Source organism: Gemmatimonas sp. (genome assembly GCF_041689975.1).
In the GTDB taxonomy this organism is placed as follows: Bacteria; Gemmatimonadota; Gemmatimonadetes; order Gemmatimonadales; family Gemmatimonadaceae; genus Gemmatimonas.
In genome coordinates this window covers 1-26,353 of record NZ_JBDNFF010000076.1, presented here as the reverse complement: position 1 = coordinate 26,353, position 26,353 = coordinate 1, and the positions used below count along the sequence as shown (strand labels likewise).

The window sequence follows — 26,353 nt, the reverse complement described above, 5'->3', positions numbered from 1 at the left end:
GCGTCATGAGAATATCCCCTTCGCGTCGAACCGCGGTCGAGCCCCTAACGATTACGGTGCGACTTACGGGCCTTGCCGCTGGGCAGGGGGCCCCGAACCTTGCGGGCGCCGGCCGACGGATCGAGGTCGATGCCGCGCGCCACGGTCATGCCGCGCACCATGGCACTCGAGAACGAGGATCCGTTCGAGCCCGCGACCACCGTGCTGTTGTATCCCACGGCGAAGGCCCCGCTGCTGCCACCGGGGGCGCCGGTGACGCTCCAGAGCAGGTCGGTCGTGCCGGTGGTCTGCGCACTCCACGCGGAGCCGTTGAAGCGCAGCAGCGTGCCCTGTTCGCCCGTCGCGTAAAGATCCGACGCGTTAGGCCCCCAGATCGACGTCAGGACCCGGCTGCTGCCGGTCGAGAACGACGTCCATGACGTGCCGTTGAAGCTGAAGGCCACGCCGCTGCTGCCCGAAGCGGCGGCACCCACCGAGATGGCGCTCGCGCTGCTCGACCAGACGCCGGCCAGCGTGCCCGTGGTGCTCACCGTGATCGGGCTCCAGCTGCTTCCCGTGAAGCGGAGCGCTGCGCCGTTCTCGCCCGTGGCCACGATGTCCGATGGCGATGTCCCATGGATAGCCCAGAGCGCATTGCCGGTGCTCGTCACGACCGCCCACGACGCGCCGTTGAAGCGCACGACTTCGCCCGCTGCCGTCACAGCGTACACGTTGGACGCGCTGCTGCCCCACAGTCCGTACACACTGGCCGTGGAGGGAAAGCTCATCGCGGTCCACGACGTGCCATTGAAGCGCAGCATCGTGCCGTTGTCGCCGGCTGCGAACGCTTCGGTTGCGCTGGCGCCCCACACCGCGTTCAGGGTGGCAGTGGTCGGTGCGGTCTGACGCGCCCACGTCGTGCCATTCCAGCGATAGATGAAGCCGAACTCGCCCACCGCCCACGCGTTGGTGGCCGATGTCGTCCAGGCGTCGATCAGGTCAGGGGCGAGGCCGATCGTCTCCCAGCTGCCGCCGCTGAGCCGCTGGACGCTACCACGCTGGCCGCCCGCCCACGCGTTGCCGGCGGCGTCGATCGACACCGCGAACATACGTGGGGTATACGGCGTGGTCACCCGGGTGAGTGACCCGTTGTTGAGCAGCAGGAGGCCATCGTCGCTGGCGATGTAGAAACGTGTGTCGTTCGGCGATACAGCGCTGACGGCGTAAAGGTCGCCCGCGATGCCGTTGCTGTTCACCGACGTCCACCCGCTGCCGTTGAACGAGAGCACTGTACCGAGGGTACCGACCACCACCACGTTCGAACTCGTGGTACCGGATACGCCGCTGAGCGACTCGGTGGTCGGCACCGTCTGACGCGACCAGCCGCCGTTGAAGCGGAGCACTTCGCCAGTCGCACCGACCGCGAAGGCGATGCCGCCACTGGCCCAGACGCTGTTCAGCGCCCGCGACGATCCGGTGCTGCTCACGCTCCACGCCGTGCCGTTCCAGCGCAGTGCGGTGCCGTTCGCGCCGACAGCGAAGCCACTGCTCGCGCTCTCCATGAACACGCTGTTGAGACGGTTCGCGGTGCCCGAGCTTTTGATGCTCCAGGTCGAGCCATCGAAGTAGAGCGTGACGCCGTTCGTGCCGACCGCCATGACGTTGCTCGTCGACGAGCCATGCACGGCCAGGAATTGCGTGCCATGCACGGCCGCGCGCGCCGCTACCGACCACGTGCTGCCGTTCCAGCGGAACACATCACCCGCGAGGTTCACGGCGAAAGCGCTGTTAGCGTCGATGCTGCGTAATGAAACCACATCTTCGTACAGCGCGCCGCCGAGCCGCGTGGCAGCCCAGGTCGACGCGAGACCGGTCGAGACCGACACGAGAGACGTCGCCCGCACCGTGGTATCGGCGACCGACAGCACCACGATACTCGTGTTCCCGGTGGCCATGGCGGTCACGAGGCCCGCCGCACTCACCGTCGCCACCGCGCTGTTGCTACTGCGATAGCTCACGGCCGTCGTCAGCGGCGCATCGGCCACCACACTCGGCACCAACTGGACCGACTGTCCGGGCAGCAGCGACGACGAGCCGGGGGTGACATTGACCGAGCGTACAGCGGCGGCGACGGTGATGATCGCCGTCGCGCGTCGCGTTGAATCGGCGAGCGAGACGGCGATGACATCCGCCGTACCGACCGACACACCGGTCACGATACCGGCCGCCGATACTGTGACCACCGAGGCATTGCTCGTGCGCCACGTGACAGCGGTGATCGAGCCATTCTGCGACGTCACGCTCGCCACGATGGTGCGCGTGGCACCGACACCGACCGTGGCGGCGGACGGCGAGACACTCACCATCACGGAGCTTCCCACGGTGACCAGCGAAGTCGCGCGCTTGCTCGAGTCAGCGACCGACAGCACTACGATGCTTGTGCTGCCGTTGGCCACGGCGGTCACCAGGCCGGACGCACTCACACTCGCTACCGCGCTATTGGCACTGCGATAGCGCACGGCAGTCGACAGCGGCGCGTCGGCCACCACCGTCGGCGCCAGCTGGACAGTCTGTCCGGCCTGCAGTGACGACGAGCCGGGGGTCACACTTACCGAGCGCACGACGGCGGCCACCGTGATGGTCGACGTCGCACGCTGCAGCGTATCCGCCACCGAGACGGCGATCACATCTGCCGTGCCAGCCGTCACTCCGGTAACCACACCCGCGGCCGAAACCGAGGCCACCGAGGCATTGCTCGTACGCCAGGTGATGGCCGTGGGCAATCCATTCTCCGACGTCACGGTTGCCACGATCGTGCGCGTAGCACCGACGTCGACTGTCGCGGCGGTGGGCGAGACATTCACCGTTACGGAGCTTCGCACCGTGAACAGCGACGTCGCACGCTTCGTCGTATCCGCAGCCGAAATCGCCGTGATGATCGCCGTACCAGTCGACACACCACTGACGAGTCCTTCCGACGACACGGCGGCGACGGCGGCATCGCTGGTGCGCCAGACGACCGCTTGCGAGACACCCGGATCGGCATCGAAGCTGACGCCGAGTTGACGCGTGTCACCCCTGAAGAGCGTGGCCGCAGCCGGGGTGATGTCGAGGTCGCGTACTACGGGAAAGATGATCACGGCCGCCGTGCTGCGGCGCGTGCTGTCGACCACCGCGATGGCGGTGATGAGCGTGCTACCCACCGACACGCCCGTCACGACACCGGTCGAGGACACCGTGGCGATCGTGTTGTTCTGACTGCGCCAAGTGAGCGCGGTGCTGAGACCAGGCTCGAGATTTACCGCCGCGGCCAGCGTGCGCTGCTCACCGGTGCCCATTGAGAGCGTCGACGGCGTCAGCGCAATCGTACCGGCAGACGTTACTGTGACCTGTGCCGTGGTGGTCACGCGCACGTCACCGACGGCGTTCACGCGAATGGTGGTGGTACCCGGCGTGACGCCGGTCACGGTGCCCTGCGAGTTCACTGATGCGACCAACGGGTTCTCGGACAACCACCGGAGATCGAGCAACGCACCCGGATCGGCATCGACCGTGGCATTCAGCGGCCGTTGTGCGCCGATGGTCACCGATACGGCCGCCTGTGCGATCGTGATCGTGCGAACCGCCACTACGCCGACACCGAACTCGAGCAGCACCTCGCCGCTACGGGCGCGAATCGTCGCTCGGCCAGGCGCGCGCGCCGTTACGACGGCCGTGTTGCCGCTTCCCGCCACGTCGGCCACGGTCTCGTCGGAGCTGGTCCACGTGACCGACACACCCGGAACCGCATTTCCTGACCGATCGCGCGCGGTCACCGTGATGATCTGCGATGCGCCGATCGCACCGAGATTCACCGCGCCGCTCGAACTCTCGAAGCGCGTAGGTGCGCCTACGGTGCCGCTACTGGGGGTTCCGGTTACGGCATCGACCGGCTTGTCGCACGCCTGAAGGCCGACGACGAGCATCGACCCGAGAAGTGTCGGCGAAATCCAACGGGCTGCGCGACGAAACGTCGAGCGCAAGCCGCATGTGTTCGGGAATACAGGCATCAGCACAGCACGCACCAGCGAAGGTCGAAGCGCGCTGCTCTCACGTGACGGGGACATCCCCGACCAACGCCAGCAACGCACCAAATAATTCAACTCTCGCTTTTGACGACCGATGCCGGCGCGCGGCACCATTTCTCAGAGGCGTTTGTGAGCTGCATCACGGCACGGGCACCGTTGTCACAGCGGCGGTACACGGCTCACTGTTTCGTACCGCAACGCTCAAGTATTTCACATGCCGTGCACAATTAGATTCTGCAGCGGATGCGAGAACGGCGCGGTGACTGAGGTCACTGCGCCGTTCTCGCTCGTGATGCGTCTCACACGCGCTGTGTCATCGCGATGATTTGCGTTTGCGCGCGTCGCCATGCGGTTGTGGGCCGCGGCGTACAGGCGCGGACACCGACGGTTCGAGTGAACCCAGCGCATGCGCATCCAAGGCCGTGCGTGCGGCGGCGCGGAATGCGGTGGAGCTGCTCGCGGTGACGATCGTGCTGTTGATACCGACGGCGAATCCAGCGCTGGCATTGGGCGCACCCGACACGCTCCACAACAGATCGGTCGTGCCGGTGGCCATCGATGTCCACGTGTTGCCGTTGGATTGCAGCACGGTGCCGTTCTCGCCTGTCGCATAGAGGTCGAATTCACTCAAGCCCCACAGCGCGGTGAGCGCCGGCGTTGCGCCCGGCTGTAGTGAAGACCACGTCGTCCCGTTGTAGCGATAGGCGACGCCCGCGCTGCCAGCGGCATTCGCGCCCGACGTGAACACGTTCGTGGCACCCGTCAGCCACACGCCAGCCAGCGTGGCCGTCGCGGGAGCGGGAAGCGCCGTGAACACGGCGCCGTTAAGTCGCCACACCGCGCCATTCTCCCCGGCGGCATACACATCGGCCGCCGACACGCCGTACACCGCCCACAGTGGCGCGGCAGCCGTCGTGAGCAGCGTCCACACGGTGCCATTGAAGCGCAGGATCTCGCCGGCCATCGTGGTCGCGTACACGTTGCTGCCGTTCGTTCCCCACAGCGCCGACACCGTACTCACACTGGGGAATGCCATGGGTACCCATGCGCTGCCGGTCAGACGCAGCATCGTGCCCGCCTCGCCGCCGATAAACCCGCCGCCGGTGGTCGTGGCCCACACGCTGGTCAGCGTGGACTGCGTGGGCACCGTGACCTTCGTCCAGGTGCTGCCATTCCAGCGATACACGAATCCGAATTCGCCCACCGCCAGCGCATTGTCAGAGGCCGTGGTCCACACGTCGAGCAGGTCGGGGGCGATGTTGTTCGTCGTCCAGGGCGCACCGCCGGCATCGGCGCTGCGCAACACCGCACCTCGTTCCCCGCTCGCCCACGCAATGCCCGCGGCATCGACGCTCACAGCGAAGAGCTGCGGCGCGTACGGTGTGCTCACCAACGTGGACGTGCTACCGTCGAGCTGCGCGACACCACCGTCGCCAACTACATAGCGTCGGCCGCCGTTCACCGTCGAGCCGCTCACCTGATACAGGTTACCCGACAATCCACCCACGCCGAGCACCGACCACAACGTGCCGTCCCAACGGAGCAGGGTACCGTTCGTGCCGACGATGACCACATCGGTCGCACTGTTCCCGTGTACGCCGTACAGCAGTTCCGAGCTGGGCACAGTAACGCGTGACCACGTGCTGCCCACACGACGCAGCACTTCGGCGTTGGCGCCGACCGCGTAAACCACGTTCCCGCCGCCCCATACGCCGTTCAGGGTCTGGGTGGAGTTGGTGGTTTCCGTTCTCCATGAGTTGGTGGCGAGCTGCAGCACCGTGCCGTTGTTGCCGGCCGCCCACGCCACGGTGGGGCTCTCCACCTGGACCGCGTTGAGTGTCTGTGTGGTCCCCGACGTCATCGTGCTCCACGCCGTGCCGTTCCAGCGAGCGATGGCACCATTGGTGCCCACGGCGATCACGTTCGTCGCTGACGAGCCATGCAGCGCCAGATAATCGGCACTTGCTGAAAGCGAGAGTGTCCAGCTGGCGCCATTCCAACGATAGATGTCGCCGAGCATGTCGATGGCGAATACGTTCGTGGCGCTGAAGGCGGCGATCGACAGCAGATCGTCGCGCAACACGCCGCCCAGTCGGGTCGCACGCCACGAGGCGGCCAGTCGGGGCACGACGTTCAGCGTGGCGGTGTCGCGCTTCGTGCCGTCGGCCACGGAGGTGGCCGTGATGAGCGTACTGCCCAGGCTCACGGCCGTCACCACGCCCTGCGCGTTGATCGACGCCACGCCGGGCGACCCAGAGCTCCACGTGACGGCGGTGTTCACTCCGGGGTCCGCGCTGATGACCGTCGCCAAGGTCGTGCTGGTACCGGGGTTGAGGCCGACATTGCGCTGCGTCATGCTCACCGTGACCGGGCGGGTGGCCACCGTAATCGTGCTCGTGGCTCGGCGCGTGGTGTCGGCGGTGGAGAGCACGGTCACGGTGGTGCTGCCCAGCGCCACGGCGGTGACGAGGCCGGTAGCGCTCACCGTGGCGGCTGCGGGATTACTGGAACGCCACGTCACCGTTTGCACGACACCGACGTCGGCGGTCACGGTAGCGGTGAGTTGCTGCGTCACGTTGATGAACACCGACGTCGTGGTCGGCAAAACGGCCACGGCGCGCACGACCGGCACCACATTCACGCTCGCGGTGGCGCGCAGCGTGGTGTCGCCGACCGAGACGGCAGTAATCGTACTTGTGCCCAGCGCCACACCCGTGATCACGCCGGTCGCGGACACGTTGGCGATCGTGGCGGCGCTGGTACGCCAGGTCACGGTGGTTGGAAGTCCGGCGTCGAGCTGCACAATTGCCTGGAGCGCCTGCGTTTGCGCCGTGCCCAGCGACACCGTGGTCGGGGTCACGGTGATGCTGCGCGTGGGCTGGACCGTGACGGCGGCCGTGGCGCTCACGCGGGTGTCGGCGGCGGACGTGGCGCGGATGGTGGCCGAGCCGATCGCGATCGCGGTAACGAGCCCCGTGCTGCTTACGGTGGCCACGGTCGGCGATTCACTGCTCCAGGTAACCCCCGTACCGGCGCCGTTGATGGCGTCGACGACTGCGCTGAGCGACTGCGTTTCGTTCACGCGGATCGTGGCCGCCGCTGGAGTGACGGCCACGCCGCGCACCGTGGGGGGATTCACGACCACCGGAGGGCCTGATGGATCGCCCCCACCGCTGCAGGCGGCCAGCGCCCCGAGCGCGGCGATCCGGAAGCGACGCAGGGGAGACGCGAAACGCGTCCAGGGTGATAAGAGGGCTGGATGCATGGCGTAGCGAAAGTGACAGGCGAGCCGACCCGGACAGCGGTGGGTACTCCGAAAACCGGAGTACCCACCGCAACCTACGCCGACGGAATGGTGACGGTGCTGAATTCCTGCGTGTCGCGCGGCGCGGTCATCATCGCCGGATTGAGAATCTCGTCGAGTTGCTCACGGGTGAGCAACTTGCGCTCGAGGACAAGGTCGAAGACTCCGCGTCCACTGGCGAGTGCCGTTTTCGCGATGTCCGTCGCGACTTCGTAACCGAGAACCGGTACGAGCGCCGTCACGATGCCGATCGAATGCTCTACGAAGTAGCGCATGCGGTCGGCGTTGGCGGTGATGCCCGTTACACAGCGCTCGCGCAGCACGATGCACGCGTTGCGGAGCATGTCGATACCACGCAGCAAACGATACGCGATCACCGGTTCGAACGCATTGAGCTGCAGTTGGCCGGCTTCCGCCGCCATCGTCACGGTCACGTCACCGCCGATCACTTCGAAGCACACCTGGTTCATCACTTCCGGGATGACCGGGTTCACCTTGCCCGGCATGATCGACGAGCCGGGCTGCATCGCCGGCAGGTTGATCTCGCCGAATCCGGCCCGCGGCCCCGACGACAGCAGTCGGAGATCGTTGCAGATCTTCGACAACTTGGTGGCGGTTCGCTTCATGACGCCCGACAGCTGCACGAAGGCGCCGGTGTCACTGGTCGCTTCGACCAGATCGAAGGCCGTGATCACGGGTACTTCCGCGATCGTCGCGAGATGCTTGCACGCCAGTTCCGCGTACCCGGGCGGTGCATTGATGCCAGTGCCGATCGCCGTGGCCCCGAGATTGATCTCACGAATCAGTGACTGCGCTTCGGCCAGGCGGTCCACGTCTTCGCGCAACGTGTTGCAGAAGGCCATGAACTCCTGACCCAGCGTCATCGGCACCGCGTCCTGCATCTGCGTACGACCCATCTTGATCAGCGGCGCGAACTCCACGCCCTTGGCGCCGAACGCGTCGGCCAGACGCGCGAGCTCCACGCGGAAGCCCGACAGGCTTTTGTGCAGCGCGATGCGCACCGCGGTGGGATACACATCGTTGGTGGACTGGCTGAGATTGACGTGATCGTTGGGTGAGATCACGTCATACGCGCCACGTTGCTCGTTGCTGAGCTCGAGCGCGCGGTTCGCGATCACTTCGTTGGCGTTCATGTTGGTGGAGGTGCCGGCGCCTCCCTGAATCATGTCCACCAGAAAGTGTTCGTGATGACGTCCCGCGCGAATTTCTCTGGCGGCGCGGATAATGACATCGGCATGCTCCTGCTGCAGCAAACCGAGTTCGAAGTTGGTTTGCGCCGCCGCCTCCTTCACGGCCGCCATCGACTCGATCAACACCGGAAACTCGCGCAAGGGGATGCCCGTGATCGGAAAATTCTCGAGCGCGCGCAGCGTCTGCACGCCGTACAACGCTTCGTACGGCACATCGCGCTCACCGAGCAGGTCGTGCTCCTTCCGCGTGCGATGACCACCGAAGCCGAGGGTGCGCCCGCGACCCACGAGCGTGGCATCGGCGCGACGCAAGCGCATGGAGATCGCGCGGGCGGCGCGGGCCACGAGGGCGGCGTAGAGCTGCGGCGCTTCGCGGGTGATGTCGTCGAGCTGGGCACGGATCAGGACCATCGCGGTGCCGGGCATGATGACGCGGGCGGTGGTGCCGTGGGCGGAATCGTCGAGCAGCAGCCCTTCGCCCACCGCCTCGCCGGCGCCGAGCGTCACGAGCCGCGTCGTACGGCCATCTCCTGACTTTTCGATGGCGACCGCGCCGCTGATCAGGATGACGAAGCGCTCACGCGCTTCTCCTTCGTTGAAAATAGTGTCGTCAGGGACGAGGGACAGCGGCGTGACGTGCCGCGCAAGCTTCCAGAGGTGCGCGTCGGTAAAGCCCTCGAGAAACGAGGTCGCGCGCAGGGCATCGGCGATTTCGGCCGGAGTGGTCATAGGGGGGAGCAAAGGTGGGAAAGTGGTACACGGAAGCTGCGCGACGAACCTGCCTCTCGCCACCAGTCGCTTGCCGCGATATCGTCGGTTGAGTCAGCAAAAGTCATTTGTGGTACCACGTCGTCACCCGACCCTGTTCCGGAGCCTCACATGTCCTTGTCCCGTCGCGACTTCCTCGAGCGTGCCGCTGCGCTGACCGCCGCCGGCTTCGTTCCTCGTCTGCCGGACGACTTCGGGCATGAATTGGGCCACATGGCTACTCCCGCGGTCCCGATGCCCGGGTTCCGCGGGCGTCCGCTGGTGGTGTCGTCGTCGAACGGTCTCAAGGGGGTGAAGGTGGCCTACGACAAGATGCTTACGGGCGAGGACCCGCTCGATGCCGTCATTGCCGGCGTGAATCTGGTGGAGCTCGACCCGAGCGATCAGTCAGTCGGGCTGGGCGGCCTGCCGAACGAGGAGGGTGTCGTGCAGCTCGATGCCTCGTGCATGCACGGCCCGACCCGCCGGGCGGGCTCGGTGGCCGCCATCGAAGGGATCGCCACGCCGTCGCTGGTGGCCAAGGCGGTGATGGACTACACCGACCACGTGATGCTGGTCGGCGCCGGCGCTACCAAATTCGCCAAGGCGATGGGTTTCAAGGAGCAGAACCTTCTTACCGAGCAGTCGCGCCAGGACTGGATGCGCTGGAAATCGCGCCTGAACGCCAACGATGCGTGGCTCGATCACGACGAGAATCTCAAGATCAAGTTCACGACGGGCACGATTAACATGAACGCCGTGAACGCGTCGGGGGACATCGGCTCGGTCACGACGACCAGCGGCATGGCCTGGAAGGTGCCCGGCCGCATCGGCGACTCGCCGGTGATCGGCGCCGGGCAGTATTGCGACAATCTGGTCGGCGCCGCCGGCAGCACCGGGCGCGGCGAGGCCAACATCAAGACGTGCGCCTCGTTCCTGATCGTCGAGTTCATGCGCCAAGGGCTCACCCCGGAGGCGGCGCTGATCAAGACCCTCGAGCGGGTTGTGGCCATGACGGAAGCGCGTCTGCTGGGTCCCAATGGCCGCCCGAAGTTCGATCTGGAGTTTTACGCGCTCACCAAGGATGGGCGCTACGCCGGCGCTACGCTGTACTCGGGTGGGAAGTACGCGGTGTGTGACGAGCAGGGGGCGAGGCTGGTGGAGGCGGCGTACTTGTATAAGCGGGGATAGGTGGGTGCTGACGTTCGATAGGGACAACACCCCAGGAAGCAGGAGGGAGGGTTTCAGGAAGCAGGGAGCAGGGCGACTTCGCTGTTGCTGCCTCCTGCCCCCTGATACCCTCCCTCCTGCTCCCTAAGGAGTAAGCAGTAGGGAGTAAGCAGTAGGGAGTAAGCCGTTCCCCGTGATAACTTCCAGTATGTCCGATCCCACCATCCCGACTCCCTACACGCCCGCGTCCGTCGAGCCCAAGTGGCGCGCCCGCTGGGCTGAACGTGGCACGAACCACGCCGCCCTCGAAACGGCGGAGCGCCCGTTCTACGCGCTCATGATGTTCCCCTATCCGTCGGCCGAAGGGCTGCACGTGGGGAATCTCTTCGCGTTCACCGGTAGCGACATTTCGGCCCGCTATCACCGGCTTCTGGGACATGATGTGTTCCAGCCGCTCGGCTACGACGCGTTCGGCATCCACTCGGAGAACTACGCGCTCAAGATCGGCGCCCACCCGATGGAGCTCACGCCCAGGAACGTCGCCAACTTCCAGCGGCAGCTCGAGCGCGCGGGGTTGATGGTCGATTGGCGTCAGAAGGTCGACACGTCGCGGCCGGACTACTACAAATGGACCCAGTGGGTCTTCCTGCAGCTGTACAAGCAGGGCCTCGCGTACAAGAAAGCGGCGGCCGTGAATTGGTGCCCCACCGACATGACGGTGCTGGCCAACGAGCAGGTCGAGGGTGGACTCTGTGAGCGCTGCGGCACGGCTGTCGAACAGCGCTTTCTGGAGCAGTGGTTCTTCCGCATCTCCGCGTACGCCGAGCGGCTGCTGAACAACCTCGAGTGGCTGGATTGGTCGCCGATCACGAAGTCGGCGCAGAAGAACTGGATCGGCCGCTCGGAAGGCGCCGAACTGTCGTTCCGCGTGGATGGTCACGACGACCCGGTGAAGGTGTTCACGACGCGTCCCGATACGATTTTCGGTGCTACCTATCTCGTGCTCGCGCCGGAACATCCGTTGGTGGCCACGCTCACGACCAGCGCGCAGCGCGACGCCGTGCAGGGCTATCAGAACGCGACCAAGAAGCAGGACCTGATCGCGCGGAAGAGCAGCAAGGACAAGACCGGGGTGTTCACCGGCGCGTACGCGGTGAATCCGGCCACCGGCGCGAACATTCCGATCTGGATCGCGGATTACGTGCTCATGCAGTATGGCACCGGGGCGATCATGGCCGTGCCCGGACATGACGAGCGCGATTTCGAGTTCGCGCGGGTATTCAACCTGCCGATCGTGCGCGTTGTGGCCGATCCCGACGAGACCGCCGACACGCCGCTCGCCGCCGCCTACACCGACGACGCGCAGGGCCGCCTCGTGAATTCGGGCGCCTTCGATGGACAGCCCGTAGCGGACGCGAAGCTCACCGTGACCGACTGGCTCGCGGCCGGCGGACATGGGTCGAAGGTGGTCAACTTCCGGTTGCACGACTGGTGCATTTCGCGTCAGCGCTATTGGGGACCGCCGATTCCGATCATCTACTGCGACGCGTGTGGTACCGTGCCGGTGCCCGAATCGCAGCTGCCGGTGGAATTGCCGTTCATCCCCGACTTCAAGCCCGATGACTCCGGCATCTCGCCGCTCGCGCGCCACGAGGAGTGGTATCGTGTGCCCTGCCCCATGTGCGGCGCGTCGGCGCGTCGGGAAACCGACGTGTCGGATACGTTCCTGGACAGTGCGTGGTACTTCCTGCGTTATCCGAGCGCGACGCGCAGCGATGTGGCGTTCGACGCCGACGGCACGAAGCGTTGGTTGCCGGTCGATTCGTACATCGGCGGCAACGAGCACGCGGTGCTGCACCTGCTGTACTCCCGCTTCGTGACCATGGTCATGAAGGACGCGGGACACATCGATTTCGAAGAGCCGTTCACGCGCTTCCGCGCGCACGGCATGATCATCCGCGAAGGCGCGAAGATGTCGAAATCGAAGGGCAACGTGATCAATCCCGATATCTACATGGAAGAGTGGGGCGCCGATGCGTTCCGCATGTATCTCATGTTCCTCGGGCCGTACGAAGAGGGCGGCGACTTCCGCGATCAGGGCATCAGCGGCGTGCGGCGTTTCCTCGACCGGTTGTGGGCGTCGGTGCGTGATGCGCGCACGGATGTCGCGACTGAGGCCAACGTCTCGCGTCAGCTGCACCGTACGATCAAGAAAGTGGGCGAAGATACCGCGTCGCTGAGTTACAACACGGCGATCGCGGCGATGATGGAGTGCCTGAATCACGTGCGCTCGGGCGACCGTGCCGTACACCGCGACGAAGTGCTACCGCTGGTGCAGCTGGTGGCGGCGTACGCACCGCATTTCGCCGAGGAGTGCTGGGAGCTGCTCGGCCACGACGGCAGTGTATTCGATGCGGGCTGGCCCACGTTCGACCCGGCCATGCTGGTCGACGACGAAGTGGAATTGGTGGTGCAGGTGAACGGCAAAGTGCGCGGCAAGTTGCGCGTAGCCGTGGATGTCTCGCAGGATGCCGCGATGGCCGCCGCGATGGCCGATGCCGGCGTGGCGCGGTTTGTGGTCGGTGAGATCAAGAAGGTGATCTTCGTCCCCAAGCGTCTACTCAACATCGTGGTGTAGGTCCCACCGGTGGCAGTCGGTTCACGCGCAGCTGAGGCGACTGCTCCGGCGGCAGGTCGTTCACCACGCGCTTGATTCCGTCCATCAGACGCGGCATTCCGAAGTTGAGCACGAGTCCCAGCGGAAGTCTCGCCAGTCGCAAATAGGTCAGCAGTTGAGTGGCGTAGATTGGAGAGTTGGTTTCGCGTGCCTTCACTTCGATGATCAGGCGGCCGTTCACGATCAGATCGGTTCGAAACGCGTTCTCGTAGTGATCTCCCTCGAACTCGAAGGAGATCGCTTTCTGACGCTCTACCGAAAAACCATCGCGTATGAGAGTGCGCTCCAGTACGGTTTCGTACATTGCCTCGAGCATCCCCGAACGGAACTTCATGTGAATTCGCAGGGCCGCATTGATGCAGGCTCCTGTCAGGTCGTCAGGATGAATGTCCATTGAAATGTCCGCTTCGGACGATGAAGTGCATGGGGCTGGGCTCGCTGGTTGACGCGAAGACCGCGAAGGACGCGAAGTCACGCGAAGAAAAGCAAAAGAAAAATGCCGTTGCTGTTCTTCGCGCCCTCCGCGTTGAGCTTTTGCACCATTACGGTGCCCGAAGCTATCCGCACGTACGCCACCGGCTGTCATCCAACGATTGCGAACGGTCCCCTGGGAACTCACTGATGAGTTCGCTTAAGGCAGCGAGGGACCCGTTTGGGGACTGTTTGGGGTATTCCATTAACAGGAAACCAGATGAGCCAATGCGGATGCAAGCTCGACCCCTCACACCGCCGCAACGAATGGCCCCCGGATGGCGTTATTCTGGAGGATAGACCCCGTGACGTTTGCCGGCTTTCAAGTCGTATGTCGAGCGTCGTACCCGACCCGCTGTTCGCCCCTGCGAATGCCAGAGAATGTGACGCCGCCGCGCGACGCGCCCCGGTTCGCTTTAAATCCCGCGCGCCGACTGTTCGCCGTCTCGTCGGTCGCCCTTCTCGGACTCGCCGCCTGCAAAGAGCAGCAGCGTCCTCCGCGCCCTGCGCCCGTCGTGTCCACGATGACGGTCAGCAAGGGACCGCTGCCGTTCGTCGTGAACGCCAATGGGGAAATCGAGCCCAATCGGACCGTCGCCGTCCAGTCACTCGTGTCCGGGATGCTCACCCGGGTGGCGATCGCCGAAGGCGATGAAGTCGGCCAGGGACAAGTGCTCTTTCAGATCGATCCTCGGCCTTTCCGCGCCGAGCTCGACCGGTTGAAGAGTACCCTGGCGCGCGATCAGGTCACATTGGTCCGTGCCCGCGGCGACTCGGTGCGCTTCGCCGAGCTGGCCAAGGACGGCTACGTGACCCGTCAGCAGCTCGATCAGACCTTCGCCGAAGCTTCAGCCCTCGCCGCCACCGTGGCCGCCGGACAGGCCTCCCTGGAACGCGCGCGCCTCGATCTGGAGAACACCACGATCAAGGCCCCCATTTCCGGGCGTACCGGTCAGATCACGCTCCGTGTGGGCAGTCTCGTGCGGGCGCAAGCCGATCCGCCGTTGCTCACGATCAACGAACTCCAGCCCGTGCTCGTGCGCTTCACCGTGCCGGAGCAGGCGTTCGAGGAAATGCGCCGCCGGTCCGGCCTCGACAAGGCGCTGTCGGTCGACATTGTCCCTAACGTGGGCGACTCTGCCAGGAAGATCACGGGAACGCTGACCTTTATCGACAACGCCGTGGATCGCGCCACCGGCACCGTGCTGCTCAAGGCCCGGGTGCCGAACGCCGACCGCGCGCTGTGGCCCGGACAGTTCGTTTCGGTGGGCCTCGAACTCACCGTCGATCAGGATGCCATCACAGTGCCGTCGGAGGCCGTCGTGACGACCAGCAACGGCGCGTTCGTGTACCTGGTGGAAAACGGCAAGGCCAAGCGCGTGGCGGTCAAGGTTGGCCGTCCGGCGGGCACGCTCGTGAAGCTCGACAGCGGATTGGTCGGCGGCGAGCAGATCATCATCGAAGGACAGAATCGTTTGCAGGACGGCGCCAAGGTCGAGCTGCGCAGTGCGCTCTCGACGGCCCGCCCCAGCGGCACGAGTGGCGGCGCAAAAGACGCGTTGAAGAAGCGAGGAGCCTCCAAGTGAATCTGAGCGCGATCTGGATCAAGCGGCCCGTCATGACCACCCTGGTCATGGTGGCTATTCTGACGTTCGGCGTGGTGGCCTACCGTGCGTTGCCGGTGAGCGACCTGCCCACTATCGACTATCCCACGATCACCGTCTCGGCCGGCCTGCCCGGTGCGAGCCCCGAGGTGATGGCGACGTCGGTGGCGACGCCGCTCGAACAGGCGTTTTCCACGGTGTCGGGCATCGAGAGCATCACGTCGTCCAGTTCGCAGGGCAGCGCCAACGTGACGCTGCTGTTCGCGCTCGATCGCGATATCGACAAGGCGGCGGGCGACGTGCAGTCGGCGATCTCCAAGACACTCCGCCAGCTGCCGCAGGGCATCAATCCGCCGTCGTACAACAAGGCGAATGCGGCCGACGCCCCGATCATGATGTTCTCGGTCAACTCCGACGTCCTCAGTCGCCAGGAGTTGAGCGAGTACGCGGAAACGTTCCTCGCCCAGCGGATCTCTACCGTGACCGGTGTGGCGCAGGTGCAAGTGTACGGGTCGTCCAAGTACGCCGTACGCGTGCAGCTCAATCCGGGCGCTATGGCGGCGCGCGGCATCGGTATCGACGAAGTGCAGGCGGCCATCAACCAGGGCAATTCGAATTCCCCGGCCGGCGTGCTGATGGGGGCGAATCAGTCGTTCACGCTGCAGGCATCCGGTCAGCTTCGCAACGCCGCGGAGTTCCGCAATCTCGTAGTCGCGATGCGCAACGGGGCGCCGATTCGTCTCGGTGAACTGGGCAACGTGATCGACGGCCTGCAGAACATGCGTGGCATGAGTGAGATCAACGGACGGGCCAACACGGCGCTGGCGATTATCCGTCAGCCTGGCGTGAACACCGTCGATGTCGCCAAGGGGGTCAACGCGGTACTGAAGCAGCTCGAGCCGCAGCTGCCGCCCAGCGTCAGCATCGTGCCGATCTTCGACCGCTCGATCGCCATCGAACACAGCGTCGACGACGTGAAGTTCACGCTCGTGCTCACGATCGGTCTGGTCGTGATGGTGATCTTCCTCTTCCTCCGCAACATTCGCGCGACGATCATCCCGTCGCTGGCACTGCCCTTCTCGCTGATCGGTACCTGCACGGTCATGTGGATGCTGGGATACAGCCTCGACAACCTGTCGCTGATGGCCCTCACGCTCGCGGTCGGTTTCGTCGTGGACGACGCGATCGTGATGCTCGAGAACATCGTGCGACACCTGGAGATGGGAAAGACGCCCATGCAGGCGGCGCTCGATGGCTCGAAAGAAATCAGCTTCACGATTCTTTCGATGACGCTGTCGCTCGTAGCCGTGTTCATCCCGCTGCTGTTCATGCCGGGACTCGTGGGTCGGCTGTTCCGTGAGTTCGCCGTCACGATCGGTGTGGCGATTCTCGTGTCCGGCTTCGTGTCGCTCACGCTCACGCCGATGCTGGCCGCGCGCTTCCTGCGCCAAGGAGAAGGACACGCGCCGAGTGACGGCAAGTGGCGCTCGGTCGAGCGACTCTACCAGGCGACCGAGAACGCCTATCTGCGCTCGCTGGCCTGGGTCATGAATCGTCGCGGGCTCACGATGATCTTCAGCGCCTTCACGCTGGTCGCGACCGTCGGGCTGTTCATGTACATCCCGAAAGGCTTCTTGCCCTCCGAAGACACCGGACGCTTGTCGGGTTCGATCGAAGCGCGCGAAGGGATCGGCTTCGAAGCGCTGTCGGTGAAGATTCGTGAAGTCGCCGCCATCATCGAGAAGAGCCCGAACGTGAAGTACACGCTGGCGTCCATCGGTGGCGGCCCGGGCGGCGGTGGTTCGAACAGCGGTCGGTTGCAACTCACGCTCAGCGAAGATCCCGACCGTCCGCACGTCGATCAGATCATGCGCGAACTCACGCGCGCCACGTCGAAGGTGCCGGGCGTGCAGGTGTTCTTCCGCAATCCGCCGCCGATCAACATCGGTGGCCGTCGCGGGAACAGCGCGTATCAGGTGTCGCTGCAAGGGCCGGATATCGCCGAGTTGTACACGTCGGCCCGAGCCCTCGAAGCGCGTATGCGGGATCTGCCGGAGCTCGAGAACATCTCGAGCGATCTGCAGGTCGGAAATCCGCAGGTAGGCATCCAGATCGACCGCGAACGCGCGTCGGCGCTCGGATTGAGCGCGTCGCAGATCGAGAACGCGCTCTACAACGCGTACGGCTCGCGTCAGGTCTCCACGATCTACACGCAGACCAACCAGTATCAGGTCATTCTGGAGCTCGAGGAAGCGTTCCAGAAAGATCCGGCCTCCCTGAGCCAGCTGTACGTGCGCTCGAACACCGGTAACCTCGTGCAACTGGGCTCGGTGGCCACGTTCACGAAGGGCGTCGGTCCGCAGAGCATTCAGCACAATGGCCAGCTGCCGGCCGTGTCCATCAGCTTTGCCACGCGGCCCAACGTGGCGCTCGGTACCGCCGTCGACGCCGTGCAGCGCGAGGCGCGCGCCGTCCTGCCGCCCGACGTGACGTCGGTACTGTCGGGTGACACGCAAGCCTTCGCGCAGGCACAGAGTGGATTGCTCGCCCTGCTGTTCGTCGCGATCTTCGTGATCTACGTCGTGCTCGGCATTCTGTACGAAAGCTTCATTCATCCGCTCACGATTCTGTCGGGCCTTCCATTCGCGGCGCTCGGTGCCTTGCTCACGCTCCTGGTCTTCGGCAAGGACCTCGGTGTGTACTCGTACGTCGGCATCATCATGCTGATCGGTCTCGTGAAGAAGAACGCGATCATGATGATCGACTTCGCGATCGAGGCTGAGCGTGACCTCGGGATATCGGCGCGTGACGCGATCGTGGAGGCGGCGCGTGTGCGCTTCCGTCCGATCACGATGACCACGCTCGCCGCACTCATGGGCACACTGCCGATCGCCATCGGCTTCGGCGCGGGCGCCGAGTCGCGTCAGCCGCTGGGGCTCGCCGTCGTGGGTGGCCTCGCGTTCTCGCAGCTGATCACGCTCTACGTCACGCCGGTCGTGTATACGCTGCTCGATCAGTTCCAATCGCGCCGTCGCGTAGCGAAATCGGTGCCGGTGCGCACCAGCGGCAGCGGTGGCATGGAGCCGGTACCCGTGGCCGGCGCCTGATCCCGTCGCCGTCGAAACACGACCGCGAACGGCCGCTGGCTATCGCTGGCGGCCGGTCGTGTTTTCGCCCATGCTGCGTGCGACACTCGCATACAGCTCCTCGGCGCGGAACGGCTTCTGCAGAAAACCCGACAGATTGCGTCCCGCGAACAGGCGCGTCACATCCTGCTCGTTGTACCCGCTCATCAGCAACACGTTCACCGACGGATTCACCTCGCGCAGTGCGCGCAGCGTCTCTTCGCCATTCATATTCGGCATCGTGAGATCGAGCAGCACGAGATCGAATGCGTTGGGCTGCAGCCGAAAAATGTCCAGCGCCTTCACGCCATCGGATGCTTCCTGTGTGCGGAAGCCACGACGGCGTAGCAACGCCGAGGCGACCGCGCGCACACTGTCCTCGTCATCAACCACGAGAATCTGTCCGCCGCTTCGCCATTCCTCGCCGCTCGCTCCGCTGTTCGGCCCCGCGCTGCCACTCTGCGTCGACGACGGGAACAGCAGTTTGATCGAGGTCCCCGAGCCGACTTCGCTGTACACGCGGATCGCGCCGTGGTGGCTCCGCATAATCCCGATCGTGGCCGCCAGGCCGAGTCCGCGCCCTGTGAACTTGGTGGAGAAGAACGGCTCGAAAATGCGGTGGCGGGTGGCCTCATCCATGCCGGTGCCGTTGTCGTGCACTTCGACGTACGTGAATGTGCCCGGCTGCGCGCTGCTGCCGGGGGCGCAGGCGGTGAGATACTCGCGCGTGACCTCTTGACGGCCGGTGCGGATGCTGATGAGCCCCGGCTTCGTCACGAGTGCGTCCGACGCATTCGTGACGAGGTTCATCACGACCTGCCGGAACTGATTCACGTCTACATCGATGCTCGCCAGCGACGTGGCCAGATCCATCTGTAGCGACGCATTACGGGAAATGGCGGTGCGCATGAGCGATGTCATCTCGGCAATCACCGCGGAGGCATCGGCCGTTTCAACGACGTAGCGCCCCTTGCCCGCGTAGGCCAACAGTTGACGTGTGAGTTCCGCCGCACGCTGCGCCGCCTGCTCGATCTCCGCAATACTCTGGCGCGCCTCGGCGCCCGGCTCGAGATCCAGCAATGCGAGCGACGCGTTCCCCAGGATGCCGACGAGCAGATTGTTGAAGTCGTGCGCAATGCCGCCTGCCAACACGCCGAGTGACTCGAGCTTCTGCGCCTGCTGGAGCTGCGACTCGACGCGCGCGCGCTCTTCGTCGCTGCGCACCTGGTCCGTGATATCCACTTGCGTGCCGACGATTCGCGCGGGCGTGCCGTGTTGGTCGTGCACGAGAACGGCGCTCCAGATCATGTTCCGCTCGGTGCCATCCACGCGAAGTGCCCGCAGTCGGATCGTCTGCCGTTCGCCGGTGCTGAGCATCGTGTTCCACGCAGCCTGAGCCGCCGCCCGATCATCGGGGTGTACAAAGTCGAAACGCAGCGGTGCACCGACCAACGCGCGTCCCTCAGCGGTGGGCTCGATGCCGATCAGGCGCAGCAGCTGGTCCGAACGGGTCATGACCTCCGTGCGGAGGTCGAAATCGAAACTCCCGATGTTCGCGGCTTCCTGCGCCAGCCGCAATGTTTCTTCGCTGCGGCGCAGTTTCTCCATGGTGTGACGCTGTTCGGTGACATCCTGCGCGGTGCCGAAAAGCTTCACCGGCCCGCCCGCAATCTGGTTCAGGATGCGGGCGAGCACATGCAGAATGACCGTCGTGCCATCACGCCGCGTTACTGTGAAATCCATCGCAATGTCTTCGCCGACAGGAGTACGTTCCGACAGCGCGCCCCAGCGTTCGGAGTCGGTCGACGTCACCATGGCGCGAACGCTCTGAATGTCGACGGTATCAACCGTCGGATCGAGACCCAGCAGGCGATATGCTTGCGCGCTCAGTTGGATCTCGCTGGGTCGCGCGACACTGAAACTGCCGATACCGGCGACTTCCTGAGCTCGTGCCAGCGCCGCTTCGCTTTCCCGCAACGCTCGCTCGGCGCGCCGACGCTCGGAAATATCCTCCAGCACGGCGACTACGCCATCATCTGCCGGAAACGCATACACCGACTGCCAATGGTCATACTCGCCGTCGTAGCGCTCGAAGCGCGAGGTGGTACCGGTCTCGAGGACGTTCTCATAGGCCCGATGAAAGATCGAGCCCCTCAGCGTCGGATAGCACTCCCACACATTGCGACCGATGAGCGCGTCCCGCTCGACCTGACCGTATGCGAGCGCTGCGTGATTCACATAACGCACGCGGAATTCACGATCGAGCACGAGTATGGAATTTGGACTCCATTCCAGCAGCGCGACCTGCTCCGGCGCGAGAGGCACGAAGGGGCGAGGCGGCAAGTCCGACGAGTCCTTCGGCAAGTCCGTCGATATAGCGTCTGATGGCTCGTACATCCGGCTCCATGCGGTGCGCTCCGCGAATCACCACACGTGCCGCGGAGGACGATCATTGTCGTTCAGTTACCGACGTCGGCAACTCTACTCATGCTTAACTGATAGTGGACACCAGAAATCTCCGATAGTCACCGCCCCAAATGACAATGAGTGCAGCAATGTGGCTGCACCTCAGGAACCGCACGATCGCCACCGCTCAGAACTCGATCTGCGTGCCCAGTTCCACTACGCGATTCGGCGGAATGCAGAAGAACTCGGTGGCCGAGCGTGCGTTCCGTGCCATGATGGCGAAGATGATCTTTCGCCACCGTGACAGCGTCACCGTATCGCCCGGCCGCCCCGCTACGGGAATCAGCCGCTCACGACCGAGAAAGTAGCTCGTCTCCATCGGCTTGCAGCGGATGCCCATCTGGTCGACCACTTCGAGCACGTTCGGAACGTTCGGCGTCTGCATGAAGCCGTACGACGCAACGACGCGCCAGAACCCTTGGCCGAGAGGCATCACGCGCACGCGCTCGGCCGCGCTGGTCTCCGGCACGTCGGCGGTCTTCACCGAGACCAGCAGGACGCGCTCGTGCAGCACCTTGTTGTGCTTCAAGTGATGCAGCAGCACGGGCGGCACTCCGTCGTCGCTGCCGGTCATGAACACGGCCGTTCCGGGCACGCGGTGCACACTCGACCTCTCAACGCTGTCGAGGAAAAGTCCGAGCGGCATCGCACCATCGGCAAGGCGCGCCGTCAGCAACGCGCGTCCACGCTTCCAGGTCAGCATCAACAGGAAGAGCACGACGCCCAAGGCCATCGGCACCCATCCACCGTTCATGAGCTTCACCACGTTCGCACTGAAGAAGGCGAGGTCCACCAGCAGGAACACCGACGACAGTGCTGCGGCCTGCCACCACTTCCAGCGGAAGCGGATACGGGCCACGATGTAGAACAGCACGCTGGTGATGAGCATGGTGCCGGTCACCGCGATGCCGTACGCCGCGCCCAACGCCGACGTGTTCTTGAACAGCACGACCACGATCAGACAGCCGACCGCGATGAAGTAATTCACCTCGGGGATGTAAATCTGACCCTCCTCCACCGTTGACGTGTGCCGGATCTCGAGGCGCGGAATGAAGCCGAGCGCGATACCCTGACGGGTCACCGAGTACGCGCCGGAGATCATGGCCTGCGAGGCGACGACCGCGGCCATCGTGGCCAACACGATCAGCGGCAGAAGCAAGGCCTTCGGCGCGAGCAGGAAGAACGGATTCTCCACTGCGGCCGGATTGCGCACCAGAAGCGCCCCCTGACCGAAATAATTGAGCAGCAGGGCGGGGAAGACCAGCAGCAGCCACGCCACGCGAATGGGCCGGATACCGAAGTGCCCCATGTCGGCATACAACGCTTCACCGCCGGTAATCACGAGGACCACGGAGCCAAGCACGAAGAAGGCCAGCGATCCGTGCAGCTGCACGAAATGCACCGCATACATCGGGTTCACGGCACCGAGAATCCACGGCGACTGAATCAGCTCACGAACACCGAGGGTGGCGATCGTGATGAACCACAGCAGCATGATCGGACCGAAGGCTTTGCCCATCAGGTCGGTGCCGAAACGCTGCACGGCAAACAGCGAGGAGAGAATCACCAAGGTGATCGGCACGATGTACTGCGCCACGCTGGGAATGGCGATCTCGAGGCCTTCCATCGCACCCAGCACGCTCATGGCCGGCGTGATGATACCGTCGCCGTACAACAGTGCGGTACCGAACAGCGCGAGCGCCACGAAGATGCCACCGCGCTTGAAGCCCGCCGGTGTGCCTCGTGGAAAAATCAACGCGAGCATCGCGAACTGGCCGCCTTCACCGCGATTGTCTGCCCGCAGCACGAAGCTCACGTACTTCACCGTGATCACGAGCGTCAGCGCCCACACGATCAGCGAGAGGATGCCGAACACATTCTCCCGGGTCGGCTGTAGCCCGTACAGCGGACTGAAACACTCCTTGATGGAGTAAAGGGGGCTGGTCCCGATGTCCCCGTACACCACGCCAAGCGCGGTAAGGGTCAGTATCGCGAGTCGCTTGCCGGTGGGGTTCTCATGATGCCCGTCCTTCCGCAGCGGCGACTGCACGGGGAACATGCCGGTACTCGAGCGGATCTCGGCGCCGTGCGGTGCATTGGCGGCATCGTTCGCCGCCGACGGGGTGACGGACGCACCCGTCGGATGCCGCAAAGCATCTGATGAGGAAGGCTGGCCGCCGCTGCCGGCCACGCTGCTATCGGAGTCGGCCCCGGTAGTGTTCACCAAGGCCTGGGGAGTTTGGTCGTTTGGCATGGTTCTGAACGAATCCTAAATGTACCACGGTGCCACGCAGAAACAGACGATGGGAGTCCAGAATGCCCCCCGTCGTCGGGTGCGTCGTGTGTCCGGGGCGTTGTCCGGCAACGCCGTGTTCCACCATTCGGGAAGGATGGCGCTGGATTGCTCGAGAGCACGCCTCAGAGTTCACGCCCCACGAGCGCTGAGAGTTGCGCGCGGGCGATGCGACCGTCCAGACGGGCCTGGATCAATGCCTGACGCGCCTGATTGAGCTGAGTCTGCGAGGTGAGCAGATCGAGCAGCGTGGATGCGCCCAGCGCGTAGCGCTGCTGCTGCACACGCAGGTCTTCTTCCGACGCCGCGATCGCCTGCAGCTGCACCTGCACGCGCGCCTGGGCGTTCTCCAGCGAGCGCACGAAAAATGTGAGATTCTCACGGGCCGCCAGCTGCGCGTCGCGTAGCTGTGCCTCGGCATTCGTGAGCGCGACATCGGCCTGCACGGTTTGCGATTCGCGCGAGAAGCCGTTGTATAGCTGATAGGCGATGTTGAAGTTGAACGTCTGACGGCTCGCGTTGTCGCCACCGACCAGCAGCAGATTGCGGCCCACGAACCCGCCGCTGTTCTGACTGAACGCGTAGTTGTACGCCATCGTGAGCGTCGGCAGATACGTCGACCGCTGTGAACGCCTCGCCGCGCGGGCCACCGCCACGTTCGACGTGGCCAATCGCACCGCCGGACCGTCAGTCGCCAGCACCGCCAGCTCGTCTTCGGTGGGCAGCGTAAGTGGCGTATCGAGCGTGTCCTCGGGCGACGCGGTGATCAGCGCCGCAGAACCGGCGATACGCGTGAGCGAGGCATTGGCGACGCGCAGATCGTTCGCGGCCGTCAGCACCGCGAGGCGCGCATTGCCGACGAGAATCGCCGACCGTAGCGAGTCGGACTTGGTGGCCACACCAGCGGCCAGTCGCGCGCCGGATGCCTTGAGCTGCTGTTCGGCCTGCTCGAGCTGCGCTTTCGCGGCGGCCGACGATTCCCGGGCGGCGAGTGCCGCGTAGAACTGCTGCTTCACCTGCAGCGACGCATCGAAACGCGCCGACACCGCCGACAGGTCGGCCACATCGGCCGTCGCGCGGATTCGTTTGATTTCCGAGAACCGGCGTCCGCCGTCGAACACTTCGACGTTGAGCGCGAGGCCGTTGTTGTAGCTCCACGGATTGCCCGACAACGATGTGAGCTGACCGTTGAAGTTGTTGATCGTAGTACCCTGCGTGCGTCCGCTGCCCGCCGAGAGGTTCACATTGGGCACGTACGACCCGATCGCCTGCCGGCGCGCGGCAGCGGCGTTGCGGTCGAGACCGCGAGCGGATACCGCAGCCGGCGAGTTCTTCCCGGCGAGTTCGATCGCTTCGCGCAGGCTGACAGGGCGGGCTCCGTCTTCACTTCCCGGAGCCTGAGCGCCAAGCGGGGCGGCCATCATGACCGCCCCGAAGATCACTGCACCGACGACGGTCTGTCCCGTCCGGTTCCAGCAATTCACCTGGTCTCACCTCGCGCACGCGCCGCGCTGTCAGCCGTTCGCTGGTTGCGCTCGAGCAGTGCGCGGAAAGCCGTCTTCTGTGCATCGTCGAGCGGATTCATCATCAGCACGCGCGTACTGTCCCGCACGGCATCAAGAGTAGGCCGCACCAACTTCATGATTTCACGCGACTGCTCGCGACGCCAATCCCACACGGAGTCGATGACGATGCGCTGGTCCGGCGACAACTTGAGCTCGCGGGCGAGTTCATCGACCATTACCCGGTCGCTGAACACGTTCGGACGTGGCGGTGACAACACGCGATCGGTGACAAATCCGACCACCCCTCCGGTGAGAAAAGCACCGAGGATAAACAGCATGGCGAGCGATTTGGGGCGGGAAGTGGACACGAATCGCTCGAAACTAGTAGTCGAGAGGATGCAGATACCGTTCCGGAGCATCCTCCGGCAAACGCAACCGCGCTCGTGACGTCATCGTGGCATCCTCCAGCGGAAGCGGCAACGCCGATTCCACCGCCGCCCGCTGCGCCATCTCGCGCGCGGAGGCATCGAGTTCGGCTTTGCGCACGTACGTGGCGCCCGTTATGAGCAATCCGATAGTCGCTGCGATCAGCCCCGCGTTGCGGATGTCCGCCGTCCGGAATTCACCGAAGCCGCTCCACCACGCCGGCCGCAACTCGTTGATGCGCACGATGCCGCGCGTAACGCTGAGCATAACGCGCTCCTCCAGTCCGTTCCAGTACGTCTCGTCCTGTGGCGCAGCGTAGTGATTGCGCAGCAGGGCGGTCACTCGAGGGTCCGCATCCGGGCCATGCCCGTTGTCGTTCCGCGTGACGTTCATTTCTCACTCCGAAGATTGCTCAGCTGTCGACGCAGGTGCGCCCGAGCGTGGTGCAAGTCCGATCGCGCCGTTCCTTCGGGAATTCCGAGGATGGAGCCGATCTCCGCATGCTTATATCCTTCGACGTCGTGCAACACGATGACTGCGCGCTGCCGTTCGCCAAGCGTATTCAGTGCGCGCGCCAGGCGCGCACGTAACTCACCCGCTTCTGCCGGATCCCGATGTGGAGACGACAACGTCTCCGGTAGCTCGTCCGCGTCGCGTACTTTGCGCCGACGGGCGATGTCCAACGCCGCATTGGCCACGATGCGATGCAGCCACGCGCCAAACGCCTGCTCCGGACGAAAGCGCTCGAGAGCGCGAAACGCATGCAGAAATCCCTCCTGCACCGCATCCTCGGCATCATCGTGCGACAGCACGATGGAGCGCGCCACCGCATAGGCGCGCCGCTGGTGGCGATGCACCAGACCGGCAAATGCCGCGTGATCTCCCGCCTGTGCCGAGAGCACAAACTCCCGCTCCTCAAGCGCCTCGGCCGACGCTGGTCGGTCAGTCCCCATGACGGGGAGGGCAGCTGGAAAAGACAGGGCGACGGAAGTCATGGATAATGTTAGGGGTCATTCGACTTACGCATCGCCGGCGGGGGGCGTTGAGGGCAGGGGCCCCGATCCCGCAAGCCCGAGACGCTCCGCATCCGCCTGCATGGCCTGCAGCACAATGCCGATATGTTCGTCCAGCGGTACATCGAGGGATACCGCCCCTTGAATGATGTCATCCCGGTTCACCCCGCGGGCAAACGCTTTGTCTTTCATCTTCTTTCGTACCCCGGCCACGTCCACCTCGGTTACGGCTCGCGATGGCTTTACCAGCGCGCTCGCGGTAATCAATCCCGTGAGCTCGTCGACGGCAAACAAG

At 64.7% G+C, this 26,353-nt stretch carries 14 protein-coding genes and 1 pseudogene; 4 read left to right on the top strand and 11 right to left on the bottom strand.

Annotation, left to right across the window (positions count from 1 at the left end):
• Window positions 1–44: 44 nt before the first annotated feature.
• The 3 genes from ACESNG_RS05685 to ACESNG_RS05675 all read right to left on the bottom strand — a co-directional run bounded on the left by ACESNG_RS05685 (window position 45) and on the right by ACESNG_RS05675 (window position 9,290).
• Entirely contained in the window at window positions 45–3,944 is a 3,900-nt protein-coding gene (locus ACESNG_RS05685; protein ID WP_373065317.1) for a beta strand repeat-containing protein, read from the bottom strand.
• 415 nt (window positions 3,945–4,359) lie between these two features.
• Window positions 4,360–7,311, bottom strand: a complete 2,952-nt coding sequence (locus ACESNG_RS05680; RefSeq protein ID WP_373062832.1) for a beta strand repeat-containing protein — start codon at window positions 7,309–7,311, stop codon at window positions 4,360–4,362.
• 74 nt (window positions 7,312–7,385) lie between these two features.
• Window positions 7,386–9,290, bottom strand: a complete 1,905-nt coding sequence (locus tag ACESNG_RS05675) for an aspartate ammonia-lyase (protein ID WP_373062834.1) — start codon at window positions 9,288–9,290, stop codon at window positions 7,386–7,388.
• Window positions 9,291–9,440: 150 nt separating this feature from the next.
• On the opposite strand from ACESNG_RS05675, the gene ACESNG_RS05670 reads away from it, so the two are divergent.
• Both ACESNG_RS05670 and leuS read left to right on the top strand, forming a co-directional pair.
• Window positions 9,441–10,499, top strand: a complete 1,059-nt coding sequence (locus tag ACESNG_RS05670; protein ID WP_373068141.1) for a N(4)-(beta-N-acetylglucosaminyl)-L-asparaginase — start codon at window positions 9,441–9,443, stop codon at window positions 10,497–10,499.
• A gap of 187 nt (window positions 10,500–10,686) precedes the next feature.
• Window positions 10,687–13,116 (top strand): leucine--tRNA ligase, encoded by a 2,430-nt coding sequence (gene leuS / locus ACESNG_RS05665; protein WP_373068139.1) that lies wholly within the window; start codon window positions 10,687–10,689, stop codon window positions 13,114–13,116.
• Here the strand turns inward: leuS and ACESNG_RS05660 are convergent.
• On the bottom strand, window positions 13,100–13,741 hold the full coding sequence (locus ACESNG_RS05660; protein WP_373062840.1) for a GxxExxY protein: 642 nt from the start codon (window positions 13,739–13,741) through the stop codon (window positions 13,100–13,102). The two genes, leuS and ACESNG_RS05660, sit on opposite strands and share 17 nt — an antisense overlap.
• A gap of 256 nt (window positions 13,742–13,997) precedes the next feature.
• On the opposite strand from ACESNG_RS05660, the gene ACESNG_RS05655 reads away from it, so the two are divergent.
• Both ACESNG_RS05655 and ACESNG_RS05650 read left to right on the top strand, forming a co-directional pair.
• Window positions 13,998–15,212: an efflux RND transporter periplasmic adaptor subunit gene (locus ACESNG_RS05655; RefSeq protein WP_373068137.1), complete on the top strand. Its 1,215-nt coding sequence runs from the start codon at window positions 13,998–14,000 to the stop codon at window positions 15,210–15,212.
• On the top strand, window positions 15,209–18,337 hold the full coding sequence (locus ACESNG_RS05650) for an efflux RND transporter permease subunit (RefSeq protein ID WP_373068135.1): 3,129 nt from the start codon (window positions 15,209–15,211) through the stop codon (window positions 18,335–18,337). Before ACESNG_RS05655 ends, ACESNG_RS05650 begins: the two co-directional genes overlap by 4 nt.
• A 39-nt stretch (window positions 18,338–18,376) precedes the next feature.
• On the opposite strand, the gene ACESNG_RS05645 is transcribed toward ACESNG_RS05650, so the two are convergent.
• The 7 genes and pseudogenes from ACESNG_RS05645 to ACESNG_RS05615 all read right to left on the bottom strand — a co-directional run.
• Complete coding sequence (locus tag ACESNG_RS05645) at window positions 18,377–20,680, bottom strand: PAS domain-containing protein (protein ID WP_373068133.1); 2,304 nt, start codon at window positions 20,678–20,680, stop codon at window positions 18,377–18,379.
• A gap of 268 nt (window positions 20,681–20,948) precedes the next feature.
• Complete coding sequence (locus ACESNG_RS05640) at window positions 20,949–22,880, bottom strand: potassium transporter Kup (RefSeq protein WP_373062856.1); 1,932 nt, start codon at window positions 22,878–22,880, stop codon at window positions 20,949–20,951.
• Window positions 22,881–23,239: 359 nt separating this feature from the next.
• Complete coding sequence (locus ACESNG_RS05635; protein ID WP_373062848.1) at window positions 23,240–24,598, bottom strand: TolC family protein; 1,359 nt, start codon at window positions 24,596–24,598, stop codon at window positions 23,240–23,242.
• On the bottom strand, window positions 24,595–24,987 hold the full coding sequence (locus ACESNG_RS05630; protein ID WP_373062850.1) for a hypothetical protein: 393 nt from the start codon (window positions 24,985–24,987) through the stop codon (window positions 24,595–24,597). Before ACESNG_RS05630 ends, ACESNG_RS05635 begins: the two co-directional genes overlap by 4 nt.
• 13 nt (window positions 24,988–25,000) lie before the next feature.
• Entirely contained in the window at window positions 25,001–25,438 is a 438-nt protein-coding gene (locus tag ACESNG_RS05625) for a hypothetical protein (RefSeq protein ID WP_373062852.1), read from the bottom strand.
• Window positions 25,435–26,040 (bottom strand): RNA polymerase sigma factor, encoded by a 606-nt coding sequence (locus tag ACESNG_RS05620; protein WP_373062854.1) that lies wholly within the window; start codon window positions 26,038–26,040, stop codon window positions 25,435–25,437. Before ACESNG_RS05620 ends, ACESNG_RS05625 begins: the two co-directional genes overlap by 4 nt.
• A gap of 24 nt (window positions 26,041–26,064) precedes the next feature.
• Window positions 26,065–26,353, bottom strand: a pseudogene (locus ACESNG_RS05615) (HAD family hydrolase); the annotation flags it as partial.

Bases quoted from the DNA above. Each gene is read 5' to 3' on its own strand.
- ACESNG_RS05640 (WP_373062856.1), bottom strand. From the start codon at position 22,880: ATGTTCCCCGTGCAGTCGCCGCTGCGGAAGGACGGGCATCATGAGAAC.
- ACESNG_RS05675 (WP_373062834.1), bottom strand. From the start codon at position 9,290: ATGACCACTCCGGCCGAAATCGCCGATGCCCTGCGCGCGACCTCGTTT.
- ACESNG_RS05625 (WP_373062852.1), bottom strand. From the start codon at position 25,438: ATGAACGTCACGCGGAACGACAACGGGCATGGCCCGGATGCGGACCCT.
- ACESNG_RS05660 (WP_373062840.1), bottom strand. From the start codon at position 13,741: ATGACAGCCGGTGGCGTACGTGCGGATAGCTTCGGGCACCGTAATGGT.
- ACESNG_RS05685 (WP_373065317.1), bottom strand. From the start codon at position 3,944: ATGCTCGTCGTCGGCCTTCAGGCGTGCGACAAGCCGGTCGATGCCGTA.
- leuS (WP_373068139.1), top strand. From the start codon at position 10,687: ATGTCCGATCCCACCATCCCGACTCCCTACACGCCCGCGTCCGTCGAG.
- ACESNG_RS05670 (WP_373068141.1), top strand. From the start codon at position 9,441: ATGTCCTTGTCCCGTCGCGACTTCCTCGAGCGTGCCGCTGCGCTGACC.
- ACESNG_RS05620 (WP_373062854.1), bottom strand. From the start codon at position 26,040: ATGACTTCCGTCGCCCTGTCTTTTCCAGCTGCCCTCCCCGTCATGGGG.
- ACESNG_RS05655 (WP_373068137.1), top strand. From the start codon at position 13,998: ATGCCAGAGAATGTGACGCCGCCGCGCGACGCGCCCCGGTTCGCTTTA.
- ACESNG_RS05680 (WP_373062832.1), bottom strand. From the start codon at position 7,311: ATGCATCCAGCCCTCTTATCACCCTGGACGCGTTTCGCGTCTCCCCTG.